The organism is Paenarthrobacter sp. NPDC091669, assembly GCF_044756725.1.
Classification (GTDB): domain Bacteria; phylum Actinomycetota; class Actinomycetes; order Actinomycetales; family Micrococcaceae; genus Arthrobacter; species Arthrobacter bambusae_C.
This window is the reverse complement of the sequence record NZ_JBIVTK010000004.1, coordinates 373,493-387,579: the sequence shown is the minus strand read 5'-3', so window position 1 is coordinate 387,579 and position 14,087 is coordinate 373,493. Positions and strand designations below refer to the sequence as shown.

Sequence of the window (14,087 nt, the reverse complement as noted above, 5' to 3'; positions counted from 1 at the left end):
CATGACTGACGAATTCTCGGTAGAAAGCGTCTACGCCGAACTTCTGGGCCGTGCTCCGGAAAACAAGATGGAACCGCGCCTGGCTCCCTTGTTCCGTGCCATGGATGTGCTGGGGGAGCCGAACAAGGCCTACCCGATCATCCACATCACCGGCACCAACGGCAAAACGTCAACGGCCCGCATGATCGAGGCCGGACTCCGTGCCCACGGATTGAGCACGGGCCGCTACACCAGCCCGCACTTGTCCAAGGTCACCGAGCGCATCAGCATCGACGGCGAACCCGTGCCGGACGCGACGTTCGTGCGCATCTGGGACGAAATCCGCCCGTACTTGGAAATCGTGGACAGCGAGCTCGAGGCAGACAACGAGCCACGCCTGACGTACTTTGAGTGCCTCACCATTCTGGGCTTTGCCGTGTTCGCGGACCAGCCGGTTGATGTCGCCGTCATGGAAGTCGGGTTGGGCGGCATCACCGACGCCACCAACGTGGGCGACGGCCAAGTCTCGGTCATCACGCCGATCTCTTTGGACCACACGGATCTCCTGGGCGACACCACCGAGGACATCGCTTATGAGAAGGCCGGCATCATCAAACCCGGCGGGTTCCTGGTCAGCGCCGCCCAGCCGGTGGATGCCGCGCAGGTCCTGTTGGAGAAAGCCCGCGAAGTGGAGGTGCCGTTCCGGTTCGAGGGCGTTGAATTCGGTGTTGAGTCCCGCGCAGTGGCTGTTGGTGGACAGGTCCTGACCATCCAAGGCCTTGCCGGCCGGTACGAGGACCTGCTGCTTCCGCTCCATGGCGCCCACCAGGCTGAAAATGCTGCCGTCGCCGTTGCTGCCTTGGAAGCCTTCTTCGGCGGGGGAGAGAAGGAACTCGATGCTGAGGTCCTCAAGGAAGCGTTCGGCAACGTGACGTCGCCAGGGCGGTTGGAGGTTGTCCGCACGGCGCCTACCGTGGTGGTTGACGCTGCGCACAATCCTGACGGCATCCGCGTCTCAGCCGAGGCCATCCAGGAGGCCTTCAGCTTCAGCAAGCTCGTGGTGGTGGTGGGAGTGCTGCGCGAGAAAGACGCGGAGGAGATCCTGAAGACCCTCAGGGATTCCCTCGGTGGACTTGCCGGGGAATTCTGCTTCACGCAATCCAACTCGGCACGTGCCGTTCCCGCGGCGGAACTGGCCGAACTCGCCGTCGACCTCGGCTTCGGCGAGGACAACATCCACATCGCGGAGAAGCTCGACGACGCCCTTGAATGGGCCGTGGAGCGTGCGGAATCCTACGACGACCTCGCCGGCGGCGTCCTGGTGACCGGCTCCATCACGGTGGTGGCCGAGGCCAGGATCCTGCTCGGAAAGGCCGGTGCCTAAAGATGGCTAAGATGACCAAGGCGCAGCGTGAATGGCGCCCCGGCATGCCTAAGAAGCGCCGCTCAACCAAAGTGATGTTCGCATCCACCGTGCTCCTCCTGGAAGCCTTCGTCGCGTTCTTCGGCACCCTGGCGGTCTTCGGGTTGAGGCGCGGGGAAGTAGCTCCCGGCATCATCCTGGGCGTGGGCATCGCCTTGAGCGTGGCGCTGGTTCTCGCCTGCGCTGTGCTGTCCAGGCCTTGGGGGATCGCCGTTGGCTGGGGGCTGCAGCTGGTGCTGATCCTGACGGGCTTTGCTGAGCCAACAATGTTCATTGTGGGCATCCTGTTCGCCATCTGCTGGTGGTACGGGATCAGGGCCGGCATGAGGATCGACCGGGAAGTAGCCCAGCGGGACCGTGAGCAGGCGGAATGGGATGCTGCCCACAGTGACGAAGCAGGCCCGCAAACCCCGTAAACTGGCTGGGAAAACCACCCGACCAACCACATTGGAGCAACTGTGAGCATTGAACGGACCCTCGTCTTGGTCAAGCCCGACGGCGTCGCCCGCAACCTGGGCGGAACCATCCTCGCCCGGATCGAAGCCAAGGGTTACACCCTGGCGGAGCTGAAGAAGGTCAACGCCTCCCGCGAGCTGCTGGAGCAGCACTATGAGGAGCACGTGGGCAAGCCGTTCTACGAGCCACTGGTTGAGTTCATGCTGAGCGGACCGGTCATCGCGGCCGTCTTCGAGGGCCACCGTGTCATTGAAGGCTTCCGCTCCCTGGCTGGAACCACCGATCCCACCACGGCGGCACCGGGTACCATCCGTGGTGACTTCGGCCGCGACTGGGGCCTGGCAGTCCAGCAGAACCTCGTTCACGGCTCGGATTCGGTTGACTCGGCTGAGCGCGAGATCAAAATCTGGTTCGCAGGCTAGTCACGCCTCGCCGAAACTACAGAAAAGGCCAATGTTCATCACGAACATTGGCCTTTTCTGTCATCTCGCGAGGGTTTTACCTAAGCGGAGGACCCCACGAAGATGTGGATGAACGAGAAGAAGATGGTGGCGATGACGGCTACGTACAGGAGTGCCACAATGATCCAGCCGGACTCGCCCAGCAGCTTTGCCAACGCCGGTGGTGCCTTGATGACTCCGTGGGTGACATTGCGGATGGTTACCCACACGAACAACGGGATCATGGCCGCCCACACCACCATGCAGAACGGGCAGAGCACGTGGATGGCGTAGAGGGCCTGGGACCACAGCCAGACAACGAAAGCGAAGCCAAGCGTAACGCCTGCCTGGAGCCCCAGCCAGTAGCCTCGTGAGAACCTGGCCCCCGCGAGGATGCCCATCGCCGTGGTGATGATGACGGCAAAGGCAACGATGCCGATGAACATGTTGGGGAACCCGAACACGGAACTCTGAGGTGTCTGCATGACCGCGCCGCAGGAGACCCAGGGATTCACATCGCAGACGGTCACGTGGTTGGGGTCCTTGAGTACTTCAAGCTTCTCCAGAACCAAGGCTCCGGACGCCACCCAGCCGATCACACCGGTGATCAGCATCAGCCAGGCAAAGGGTTTGTCACGGACTGTCCGGGGGAGTGAATCCTGGTGCGGACCTGCCTGCGTGGAGGAAACCTCCACGGACTTGGTGGATTGGTTGGCCAGGTTTTCCCTGGCTGTGCTCGGCATCGCGGATCTGGTCCTTTTCAACGTACGGTCCGGCCACGCCGGTATGGGCTCTTGGGAGGATTGTAACTCCGGAGGCTGGACGGAGCCCCCAAGCTTCTGGTTGTGCCTGCTCCCCAGGAGCTGCGACACAGCGGCCTACCGTAGGAAGGTGAACGGGTGTGAGAGAATGAACATGGCCGGAACCCGATCCACATTCGGAATCCGGTCCGGTGACTTTGTTCCCAAGACCGCCAGTATGAGCTGGGCATGCCTGGATCACGTGATCCTTGGTGGGCCCGCCATGACAATGGACGGCACCTGGTTGTGGCAGCAGAACAACGGGTTTCAGAACAATGGCGCCGGCTTTCCAGGGCTGCCGCACCCCAATGATGGTGCGAACCGGAGAGCATACTACCGACTTCTGTCAACGCCTGCGGGTTTTGACAATATTTGCCCCACTGGGCGCCGGATGTGGCGGTGTCGCTGGGGCAGGAGTGTTGCCACATATGGATAATGACCAGGTTGTAGCCGTTAATAACGAGGCAGCTCCCGCGGAAACAGCGGAAGCGCCAAAGAAAACCACCCGGACCCGGCGCAAGGCTGCGCCCAAAGTTGCAGCTGATGCAGAGGTGCAGGCTGCAGCAGCGCCCGTCGTTGAATCGACGGAGACTCCTGAGTCAACGGAGGCCCCCGCTGCGCCGGTTCGCCGTACCCGCTCCCGTAAAAAGGCAGAACCCGCTGAGCCACTGCCCGGCTTGGGTGACGACGTTGCTGCCGCGCCGGAAGCCGCTGTAGAGACCCAGCCCGAAGCCGCCGCCGAGCCCGCCCCCGAAAAGCCGATCCGCCGTCGTCGTACTGCCAAGCCCAAGGTTGAAGCCGAGGCGCCCGCCACCGAAGCAGCAGCCGTTGCTGCGGAAAGCACAGTTGAAGCCACTGTGGAAACCACGACGCCGGACGCCGCCTCCCAGCAAGCGTCGCCTGCTGCGGAAGCACCTGCCGTTGATGCGGCTCCTGTTGAGGCAACCCCCGAAGACGAGGAAGCCGCCGCTGCAGGCTCTGCTTCGCTCTTCCTGGAGCCCGTCTCCATCACGTCCATGATTTTCCAGGCGCCGGACCTCACTACTGTTCCCCGCGTTGCCGCGGTGGAGGAGAAGGAAGAGGAGCCCGCGGAAGAAGCCGGGACCGGTGCCGAGGATGAGCTGGAAGATGCCGGCAGTCGCCGCCGTCGCCGGAGCCGTGGCCGCCGCGGCCGCCGCGGGACCGAACGCGAAGAGAGTGAAACCGAAGATGGAGCCGAGTCCGAGGACGAGGAAACTCCCACTGCTGAAGCCTCCGACGAAGGGGTGACTTCGCGTCGACGTCGTCGTCGCCGCCGTGGCGACCAGGACCTTGAACTGACCGGCGGCTCGGACGACGATCCGCCCAACACGGTGACCCGCGTCCGCGCTCCCCGCCCCATCACGGAAACTGCTCCCTCCAATCGCGTGACCAGCGTCAAGGGCTCCACCAGGCTTGAAGCCAAGAAGCAGCGCCGCCGCGAATCCCGTGAGACCGGACGCCGCCGCCAGGTCATCACTGAGGCCGAGTTCCTGGCCCGCCGCGAATCAGTGGACCGCCAGATGATTGTCCGCCAGCGCGACGACAGAATTCAGATCGGCGTTCTGGAAGATGGCGTGCTTGCCGAGCACTTCGTCTCCAAGACACAGCAGGACTCCCTGATCGGCAACGTCTACCTGGGCAAGGTCCAGAACGTCCTGCCGTCCATGGAAGCTGCCTTCGTGGACATCGGACGCGGCCGCAACGCCGTGTTGTACGCAGGTGAAGTCAACTGGGATGCGGTTAACCTCGAAGGCCAGCCGCGTCGGATCGAGAATGCGCTGAAGTCCGGCGATTCCGTCCTGGTCCAGGTCACCAAGGACCCCGTAGGCCACAAGGGTGCCCGCCTGACCAGCCAGATCTCCCTGCCCGGCCGCTACCTGGTGTACGTGCCCGGTGGTTCCATGACCGGCATTTCACGCAAGCTCCCCGACGTCGAACGCAACCGCCTCAAGCGCATCCTGAAGGACCGTTTGCCGGAAAACGCCGGCGTCATTGTCCGCACGGCTGCTGAAGGTGCGTCGGAAGAAGAACTCACGCATGACATCAACCGCCTGCGCGCCCAGTGGGAAGGCATCGAAGGCCAGGCTTCCTCCACCAAGGTCCTGGCACCGGAACTGCTCTACGGCGAACCGGACCTGACCATCAAGGTGGTCCGTGACGTCTTCAATGAAGACTTCTCCAAGCTGATCGTTTCCGGCGACGACGCCTGGGACACCATTGAGGCTTACGTCACCTACGTTGCCCCCGACCTTGTGGGCCGCCTTGAGAAGTGGACCAAGGACCAGGACATCTTCGGTGCGTGGCGCATTGACGAGCAGATCCACAAGGCACTGGAACGCAAGGTCTTCCTCCCGTCCGGTGGCTCGTTGGTCATCGACCGCACCGAAGCCATGACCGTGGTGGACGTCAATACGGGTAAGTTCACCGGCAGCGGTGGAAACCTTGAAGAAACCGTCACCAAGAACAACCTCGAAGCTGCTGAGGAAGTTGTTCGCCAGCTTCGCCTGCGTGACATCGGTGGCATCATTGTCATCGACTTCATCGACATGGTCCTTGAGTCCAACCGCGACCTCGTCCTCCGCCGCATGGTTGAGTGCCTTGGCCGCGACCGCACCAAGCACCAAGTGGCTGAAGTGACGTCATTGGGCCTTGTCCAGATGACCCGCAAGCGCATGGGTACCGGCCTCCTTGAGGTCTTCGGTGAGCAGTGCGAGCACTGTGCCGGCCGCGGCGTGGTCACCCACGACGAGCCCGTGGAGCACCGCCGCGCCAACGTCGTGGCCGCCGAGCACCACCGCCCGCACACTGAGGCGCAGCAACCCACCGCCCGGACGGAACGCAAGCGGCGCCGTGGCAAGGGTGGGGGACAGGCTGTCGCCGAGGCTCCCGCGCCGGTCCACACCACTGCCTCCGCCCCTGCTGCACCTCCCGCGGCCTCCGAGCCGCAGGATCCGGCAAAGCAGGCCAAGGCAGAGGCAACCCGGGCTGCGCTGGCGACGATCGCTGCTGCCGCCCACGCTGCCCACCTTCATGATGACGAAGTCCACCGTGCAGAAGAGCAGGCGCGGGCAAGCGGCCAGCACGAGGCGCCTGTTGCCTCACAGCCCCAGGCCGGAGAGCACGCCGACCACGAATCAGAGCGCGAAGCACCGGTTCGGGAGGCACGGTCCACTCCGGTTCTGCGATTCGGCGGGGACGAGGTGGCCCTGCCATTCGGGGAACACCACGAGGAACCGCCTGCCGCCAAGCCCGCCATGAGCCTGGATCTCCTGGCCGAAGCGTTCTCCCACCTTGGCGCGGCACCCGAGGCAAAGCCCGAAACCGTGGTTCCTTCCAAGGCAGCCGCTGCGCCGCAAGCCGCCGTGGCGGGGCACGTAGATGAGGACCCTGAAGCCGCGTCGGCTTCGAAGTCACGTCGGGGGCGCCGCAACCGCAGTGCCAGCCGTGCCCAGGGCGCAGCCAATGAGACCAGCGTTGAGCACCACGAGGTAACAGCTACGGCAGCGCGCGGAACGGCACATGAGGCCAAAGCGCCGGCGGAGCCTGCCAAGAAGGTGGCGTCCGAGGAACCCATCATCCTTGGGGTTGGCGTTCCCGCTTCGGAGCTCTAGCATCTGATCCGCAAGGGCCCTGCAGTCACCGTCACAGGCGGGTACTGCAGGGCCCTTTGCTGTCCTCTCCCGGCGGTCATATCCGGTCTTGTGCGTGGCGCAGTTCCCAGGCTTCGCTGCATCCCGGCTACGCTGGTGGACTGACACGGGGTGCCGGGCATTGGGCCAGGCTGAGATCCAGACCCGTTGAACCTGTCCGGTTAGCACCGGCGAAGGGATGTCCCCATGACGTCATCGTCGTATTCTTCCGTGTACCCTCTGGTTGTTTCCGGCCGCGAAACGCCCCGTGTATTGAGTATCGCGGGATCGGACCCCTCCGGCGGTGCCGGTATCCAGGCAGACCTGAAGAGCATTGCCGCCCAGGGGGGCTACGGCATGGCGGCGGTCACCGCGTTGACGGCCCAAAACACGCTGGGTGTCAGTGCCGTGCACGTTCCACCCGTGGAGTTCCTGCGACAGCAATTGGAAGCCATCAGCACGGACATCGCCATCGATGCCGTCAAGATCGGAATGCTCGGTGACGCTGCGGTGATCGATGAGGTCCGCGGCTGGCTTGAGGCGGTGCGTCCCGCCGTCGTGGTCCTTGACCCGGTGATGGTGGCCACCAGCGGTGACCGCCTCCTTCGAGGGTCCGCCGAGCAGGCACTGCGCGCCCTCCTGCCGTTGGCAGACCTTATTACCCCGAACCTCCCGGAGCTTGCCATGCTGTTGGGGGAGCCTGAAGCTGCTGATTGGGAGTCGGCATTGAACCAGGGCAAGCGGCTGGCTGCTGAGTGCGGCACCACGGTTTTGGTGAAGGGCGGACATCTGGCAGGGACGGAATGCCCGGACGCGTTGGTCAACACCAGCGGACTCCTGCGGCAGGATGTCATTGAGGTAGCCGGACCCCGCATCGAAACGAAGAACAGCCACGGCACGGGCTGTTCGTTGTCGTCCGCTCTGGCCACAGTCCAGGCCCGCACCGGCGATTGGGAAGCTTCCCTGCGCGAGGTCAAGCCGTGGTTGCTCCAGGCGTTGCTGCATTCGGACAGCCTCGACGTAGGCAAGGGAAATGGGCCGGTCCACCATTTTCACCACCATCAGGTCCTGAGGCCGGGGGAATTCGCCGCGGCGCTGTGGAAGGAAGCCGCTCCGGAACTCGCGGCAATCCACAAGCTCAGCTTTATCGACGGCCTGCAGTCGGGCGACCTCCCTGAAGCAGCGTTCAGTTACTACCTTGCCCAGGACGCCATCTACCTCAACGGGTATTCCAGGGTCCTGGCGCGAGCGGGCGCCCTTGCGCCCACGGAGGAGGAACAACTGTTCTGGGCGAAAGCCTCACAGCAGTGCCTTGAGGTCGAATCGGAACTGCACAGGAATTGGCTCAGTACCCGCGAGGCATCCCCGGTGACCGGACCCGTCACCAAGTCCTATGTGGACCACTTGCTGGCATCCTCGGCCGCCGGCAGTTACGCCGTGGTGCTGGCGGCCATCCTGCCGTGCTACTGGCTCTACGCAGAGGTGGGCCAGCAGCTCCACGCATCGTTCGTGGACGCGGGAGCCCCGGCAGCGCATCCCTACGCGGACTGGCTCAGGACCTACGCCGATGAAGAGTTTGCTGCCGCCACCAGGAATGCGATCAATTTCACGGACGCCGCTGCGGCGGCAGCTTCCGAGGGCGAGAGGGCGTCCATGCTGGAGGCGTTTGCCCAGTCCTGCCGCTATGAGACTGCATTCTTCGACGCTCCGCGGCTGTTCGCCTGACCGTTTCAGTGCGGGCTTTTTATCCCCGGGTCCCAAGGCGCCTCAGCGCGTCGCGGGTCAAATCACGTTAATCGCTCCAAACCCTGTAGGCTGTATGGGCACGGTGCCGGGAGAGTCCGTTACAACTGGTGATGCAAGTCACGTGGTAGCCTCCGGACCCGGCCTCATTTGCAGCCGAGGGTCAAACTAGCGTAATCTTGATCTTCGGTGCTTACGCCAACACTTGGGTTATGCCCCTTGGAATTGTTCAAGGGATGACTCGCGGACTTCGATCAGAAGTCCACGGCGTTGAGGCACAGCGCGAACCAAGCCTGATTTCGGTTCCAGGTTCCGCACGCAAATTTAGTTATAAACGTCGAGAGAAGTGAGTACCCAAGTGGTGTACGCGATTGTCCGCGCAGGCGGCCGCCAAGAAAAAGTTTCCGTTGGAGACTACGTAACGCTTAACCGCGTCCCCGGTGGAGCCGGCAGCACGCTTGAGCTGCCCGCCTTGCTCCTGGTAGACGGCGAGAAGGTCACCTCCGCAGCTGCGGAACTGGCCAACGTCAAGGTTACGGCTGAGATCCTCGAGGACCTCCGTGGTCCGAAGATCGTCATCCAGAAGTTCAAGAACAAGACCGGCTACCGGAAGCGTCAGGGTCACCGTCAGGAACTGACCAAGATCAAGATCACCAGCATCGCGTAACTTTCGTTACCCGCTGTTCAGGTTTTTCAGTTTCCCCAGAAATTTAGAGGCAGGCATTTCACATGGCACACAAAAAAGGCGCGAGTTCCACTCGCAACGGTCGTGACTCCAACGCACAGTACCTGGGCGTCAAGCGCTTCGGTGGTCAGGTAGTCTCCGCAGGCGAAATCATCGTTCGCCAGCGTGGCACGCACTTCCACCCCGGTGCAGGCGTAGGTCGCGGTGGCGACGACACCCTGTTCGCCCTGCAGGCCGGCTCGGTTGAGTTTGGTACTCGCCGCGGACGTCGCGTAGTGAACATCGTTGCTGCTGCAGCTGCAGAGTAAAAACAAGTTCTGAACCGGTGGAGCGGGCCAAACGGCCCGCTCCACCGTTCTTTTAACCGCATTACAATCGACTAGGGCGCTTTAGCGCACTGGTTTTGCAACAGCGCTGGCAACAGCAACAAACGCTGTAAGTAAGACAGCAACTGAGGAGATCCACGTGGCGAGCTTTGTAGACCGGGTAGTCCTGCACGTATCCGGCGGAACCGGCGGCCACGGCTGTGTCTCTGTAAAGCGGGAGAAGTTCAAGCCGCTCGGTGGCCCCGACGGCGGCAACGGCGGCAATGGCGGCGATGTCATTCTGCGGGTGTCCGCCCAGACCACCACCCTGCTGGACTACCACCATGCACCCCACCGCCACGCCACCAATGGTGGCCCGGGCATGGGCGACTGGCGCGGTGGCAAGAACGGCGAGACCCTGATTCTTCCGGTCCCCGACGGCACCGTCATCAAGACCAAGGACGGCGAAGTCCTGGCTGACCTCGTGGGTGAGGGCACTGAATACGTCGCAGCTGCAGGCGGCCAAGGCGGCCTGGGCAATGCTTCCCTTTCCTCCCAGAAGCGCCGGGCGCCCGGCTTCGCGCTGCTGGGCATCGAAGGCGAATCCAGCGACATCGTCCTGGAACTGAAGTCCATTGCTGACATCGCGTTGGTTGGCTTCCCCTCGGCCGGCAAGTCCAGCCTGATCGCAGCCATGTCGGCTGCCCGGCCGAAGATCGCCGAATACCCCTTCACCACCCTCATTCCCAACCTCGGCGTGGTCCAGGCGGGAGAAGTCCGTTTCACCATTGCAGATGTCCCCGGATTGATCGAGGGTGCCAGCGAAGGCAAGGGACTCGGGCACAACTTCCTGCGGCACGTTGAGCGGTGTGCGGCACTGGTTCACGTCCTTGACTGCGGAACCCTGGAGTCGGACCGCGATCCGCTGTCCGATCTCGCCATCATTGAGGCCGAGCTGGAGAAGTACGCGGTAGACATGAGTTACGCCGGTGTTGACGGCGAAGTTGTTCCCCTGAACGAGCGTCCCAAACTGGTTGTCCTCAACAAGGTTGACCTGCCCGATGGCAAGGACATGGCCGAGTTCGTTCGTCCGGACCTGGAAGCGCGGGGATACCGGGTCTTCGAAGTCTCGGCAACCAGCCACGAGGGCTTGCGCCAGCTCGGATTTGCCATGGCCGAGATCGTCAAGGCTGCGCGCGACGCCGTGGCAGTCGCACCTCCCAAGGTTGCACCGCCCGTCCTTCGGCCCCGTGCAGTCAACGAGTCCGGTTTCAAGATCCGCCGCGAAGAAAAGAACCTCGAACCGCTCTTCCGCGTACTGGGCGAAAAGCCTGTGCGCTGGGTCAAGCAGACCGACTTCACCAACGAGGAAGCCATCGGCTACCTTGCCGACCGTCTGGCCAAGCTGGGCGTGGAAACTGAGCTCTTCAAGGTTGGCGCCAAGCCCGGCGACACCGTGGTCATCGGTGAAGACGATGGCGTGGTGTTCGACTGGGAGCCCACCATGATGGCCGGTGCCGAACTCCTGGCAACCCCCCGCGGCACCGACATCCGCGTTGCGGACATCGGCGACCGTCCTACGCGTTCGCAGAAGCGCGATGAGCAGCTTGAGCGCCGCGAAGCCAAGGCAGCAGCCCGTGCAGAGCTTGAAGCAGAACGCAAGGCCGGCATCTGGACTGAATCCGTCAGCGGCCGCCGCGCACAGACCATGAGGGAGAGTACCCTGGACGCCGGTGATGACGACTAGGACCGTCGACGATCCGGCCATGGCCGAAGGCCTGGAGCGCCAGGCCCTCGCCACCGCCAAGCGGATTGTGGTCAAGGTAGGGTCCTCTTCCTTGACCAGCATCAAGGGCGGTATTTCCGAGAAATCCCTTGCGGGACTGGTGGACGCCCTGGCGGACAAGCGCAATGCCGGCACCGAGATCATTCTGGTCTCTTCGGGGGCCATCGCTGCGGGCCTGGCCCCTTTGGGTCTGGCCAAACGGCCCAAGGACCTGGCCACGCAGCAGGCTGCCGCGAGTGTAGGCCAGGGACTGCTCATGGCCCGTTACACTCAGGCGTTCAGTGCCCACGGCGTCACCGTCAGCCAGGTGCTGCTAACCGCGGACGACCTCATGCGCCGCACCCAGCACACCAACGCTTTCAGGGCGCTGGACCGTCTGCTCAACCTTGGCGTGGTGCCCGTGGTCAATGAGAACGACACCGTGGCCACGCACGAGATCCGCTTTGGCGACAACGACCGACTGGCCGCTTTGGTGGCCCACCTGGTCCGCGCTGATGCGCTGGTACTGCTGTCCGACGTCGACGCCCTCTATGACGGACCGCCCTCCCAGGGCGCCAAGCGTATTCCGTTGGTTCAGGGTCCTCAGGACCTTGAGGACGTCACCATCGGCAAGGCCGGCAAGGCCGGCGTCGGAACCGGTGGAATGATGACCAAGGTTGAGGCGGCGTCGATCGCTGCCGGCTCCGGTATCCACGCTTTGGTAACGTCCACGGCCAACGCCGCCGCCGCCTTGGCGGGGGAGGACGTGGGGACCTGGTTCTCCGTCAATGGCAACCGCAAGCCGGTCCGCCTCCTGTGGCTGGCGCACCTGGCGACGGTTCAGGGACGCTTAATGCTCGACGACGGCGCGGTTAAAGCAGTGCGCGAACGGCACAGGTCACTCCTTCCTGCGGGCATTTCGGAGATCAGTGGTGATTTCGAAGCCGGCGATCCTGTGGAGATGGTTGCCCATGACGGAACCGTGGTGGCGCGTGGGCTGGTGAACTACTCCTCGGAGGAACTCCCGCGCATGCTGGGACGCACTACCCAGGAGCTCGGCCAGGCAATGGGCCGGGGTTACGACCGCGAAGTTGTTCATGTTGATGATCTGGTGCTCCTGCGGGCGCCCCGCTCATCTAAACTTGGAGCATGACTGAAGCGCTGACCCCTGATGCCCCTGTGATCTCCGACGTTTCCGGTGTTTCCGGACACACGCCGGAGAACCCTGTGGCAGGCGGCGTTCCGCTCTCCCCGGAGGATGTCCAGGCCGCCGTTCATGCCATTGCGGACCGTTCCCGCAAGGCTGCCCGCCGCATGGGCCAGGCGAACCGTGCATGGAAGGATCGTGCGCTCCGTGCCATCGGAACAGCCCTGGTGGAGAACCGGAAGCATGTCTTGGAGGCCAACGCCAAGGACGTTGCCGCAGGCCGGGCCAATGGTACCACCGCTGCACTCCTGGACCGCCTCACACTGACTCCTGCACGCATCGATGGCTTGGTTGCGGCCCTGGAGAACCTGGCGGGCCTGCCGGATCCCGTGGGCAACGTCGTCCGCGGGCAGACGCTCCCCAACGGTCTGCGTCTGCGGCAAGTCAACGTACCCATGGGCGTTGTGGCCGCCATTTACGAGGCTCGCCCGAACGTGACCGTGGATATCGCCGGCTTGGCCCTGAAGAGCGGCAACGCCGTGATTCTTCGTGGCGGGTCAGCTGCTGCGAATACCAATGAGGCTTTAGTACGAATCCTTCGGGAAGCACTGGACTCGGTGGGCCTGCCGGCCGATGCCGTCCAGACCGTGGACCAGTACGGCCGCGAAGGTGCCAACGTGCTGATGCGTGCCCGCGGACGCGTGGACGTCCTTATTCCGCGGGGCGGGCGGGACCTCATCCAGACAGTGGTCACCAACTCTGCCGTGCCCGTTATTGAAACCGGTGAAGGCAACGTCCATATCTTCATCGACGAGTCGGCGAACGAAGAAATGGCCGTGGAAATTCTCCTCAATGCCAAAACGCAGCGTCCCAGCGTTTGCAACACCGTGGAGACCCTGCTGGTGCACTCGGGCGCAACGGCACTTCCTGCTGTTGCCAAGGCATTGCGGGCACAAGGGGTGACGCTTCATGTGGACGAGAGGATCGCCGCTGCCCTGGGCCCGGAGATTGAAACCGTTCCCGCTGACGACGACGATTGGGCCACTGAATACATGGACCTTGACCTCGCCGTGGCCATGGTGGACAGCCTGGATGAGGCCGTCAACCACATCCGCACGTGGACCACGGGACACACTGAAGCGATCCTCACCAACAACCTGGCCAACGCCGAGAAGTTCATCGCAGAGATTGATTCCGCTGCCGTGATCGTCAATGCCTCCACACGGTTTACCGACGGCGGCGAACTGGGCCTCGGCGCCGAGGTGGGTATTTCGACGCAAAAGTTGCACGCCCGCGGTCCCATGGGGCTCACGGAGCTGACCACCACCAAGTGGATCGTCCAGGGCGAAGGCCAAGTCCGCAGCTAGCAACGCTGTAACATAGAACAGAAGTCCGGAACGTCGGGATGCCCCGCCGTGCAAAACATTTGAGAACCAAACTAGGGGAGAAGATGCTGTTTCAGCAGATCGCCACGTCCATTGCCGCCCAAACTGAAGGCGGCGGCCACGAGGAACTCGCACCCCTGTGGGCAGAGCCGTGGGTCTTCGGCATCGTGATGTTTGCCCTCATGCTGGTCCTCCTGTTCGTCACCCTCTCCTACACCAACCTGGGCAACCGCCACGAGGCTGTTGAAGAGCACGCAGACCCGCACCGCCAGCACCCGAACAAGCACACCCACGGGCAGGGCCACTAAC

General features: G+C 63.3%; 12 protein-coding genes and 1 riboswitch. Of the genes, 11 read left to right on the top strand and 1 reads right to left on the bottom strand.

The window, feature by feature from the left end:
* Nucleotide 1 precedes the first annotated feature (1 nt).
* Genes ACIQLI_RS09435 through ndk form a run of 3 tightly spaced genes read left to right on the top strand, consistent with a single transcriptional unit; the run spans nucleotide 2 to nucleotide 2,280 of the window.
* Nucleotides 2–1,363 (top strand): bifunctional folylpolyglutamate synthase/dihydrofolate synthase, encoded by a 1,362-nt coding sequence (locus ACIQLI_RS09435; RefSeq protein ID WP_400387471.1) that lies wholly within the window; start codon nucleotides 2–4, stop codon nucleotides 1,361–1,363.
* A gap of 2 nt (nucleotides 1,364–1,365) precedes the next feature.
* A complete protein-coding gene (locus ACIQLI_RS09430) occupies nucleotides 1,366–1,818 on the top strand; it encodes a DUF4233 domain-containing protein (RefSeq protein ID WP_400387468.1) in 453 nt (150 codons plus the stop codon).
* Nucleotides 1,819–1,860: 42 nt separating this feature from the next.
* The gene (gene ndk / locus ACIQLI_RS09425; protein ID WP_089595301.1) at nucleotides 1,861–2,280 is read left to right on the top strand and encodes a nucleoside-diphosphate kinase; all 420 of its coding nucleotides are present in this window, start codon (nucleotides 1,861–1,863) and stop codon (nucleotides 2,278–2,280) included.
* Between the two features lie 80 nt (nucleotides 2,281–2,360).
* On the opposite strand, the gene ACIQLI_RS09420 is transcribed toward ndk, so the two are convergent.
* On the bottom strand, nucleotides 2,361–3,041 hold the full coding sequence (locus tag ACIQLI_RS09420; RefSeq protein WP_400387465.1) for a vitamin K epoxide reductase family protein: 681 nt from the start codon (nucleotides 3,039–3,041) through the stop codon (nucleotides 2,361–2,363).
* 485 nt (nucleotides 3,042–3,526) lie between these two features.
* Between ACIQLI_RS09420 and ACIQLI_RS09415 the strand changes: the two genes are divergently transcribed.
* The 8 genes from ACIQLI_RS09415 (at nucleotide 3,527) to ACIQLI_RS09380 (ending at nucleotide 14,086) form a co-directional block, all read left to right on the top strand.
* Complete coding sequence (locus tag ACIQLI_RS09415; protein ID WP_400387463.1) at nucleotides 3,527–6,730, top strand: Rne/Rng family ribonuclease; 3,204 nt, start codon at nucleotides 3,527–3,529, stop codon at nucleotides 6,728–6,730.
* 136 nt (nucleotides 6,731–6,866) lie between these two features.
* Nucleotides 6,867–6,965, top strand: a riboswitch (TPP riboswitch).
* On the top strand, nucleotides 6,956–8,473 hold the full coding sequence (gene thiD / locus ACIQLI_RS09410) for a bifunctional hydroxymethylpyrimidine kinase/phosphomethylpyrimidine kinase (protein ID WP_400387460.1): 1,518 nt from the start codon (nucleotides 6,956–6,958) through the stop codon (nucleotides 8,471–8,473). Its footprint overlaps the riboswitch before it by 10 nt.
* A 376-nt stretch (nucleotides 8,474–8,849) precedes the next feature.
* Complete coding sequence (rplU, locus tag ACIQLI_RS09405; RefSeq protein WP_024816904.1) at nucleotides 8,850–9,158, top strand: 50S ribosomal protein L21; 309 nt, start codon at nucleotides 8,850–8,852, stop codon at nucleotides 9,156–9,158.
* A gap of 62 nt (nucleotides 9,159–9,220) precedes the next feature.
* The gene (gene rpmA, locus ACIQLI_RS09400) at nucleotides 9,221–9,484 is read left to right on the top strand and encodes a 50S ribosomal protein L27 (RefSeq protein ID WP_024816903.1); all 264 of its coding nucleotides are present in this window, start codon (nucleotides 9,221–9,223) and stop codon (nucleotides 9,482–9,484) included.
* 157 nt (nucleotides 9,485–9,641) lie between these two features.
* Nucleotides 9,642–11,228 (top strand): GTPase ObgE, encoded by a 1,587-nt coding sequence (gene obgE, locus ACIQLI_RS09395; protein ID WP_400387457.1) that lies wholly within the window; start codon nucleotides 9,642–9,644, stop codon nucleotides 11,226–11,228.
* The gene (proB, locus tag ACIQLI_RS09390; protein ID WP_400387454.1) at nucleotides 11,218–12,399 is read left to right on the top strand and encodes a glutamate 5-kinase; all 1,182 of its coding nucleotides are present in this window, start codon (nucleotides 11,218–11,220) and stop codon (nucleotides 12,397–12,399) included. Before obgE ends, proB begins: the two co-directional genes overlap by 11 nt.
* Nucleotides 12,396–13,760: a glutamate-5-semialdehyde dehydrogenase gene (locus tag ACIQLI_RS09385; RefSeq protein WP_400387451.1), complete on the top strand. Its 1,365-nt coding sequence runs from the start codon at nucleotides 12,396–12,398 to the stop codon at nucleotides 13,758–13,760. The genes proB and ACIQLI_RS09385 overlap by 4 nt, the downstream gene beginning before the upstream one ends.
* Before the next feature lie 83 nt (nucleotides 13,761–13,843).
* Nucleotides 13,844–14,086 carry a hypothetical protein gene (locus ACIQLI_RS09380; RefSeq protein WP_089595294.1) on the top strand — a complete coding sequence of 81 codons (243 nt, stop codon included), beginning with the start codon at nucleotides 13,844–13,846 and terminating at the stop codon, nucleotides 14,084–14,086.
* Nucleotide 14,087 lies beyond the last annotated feature (1 nt).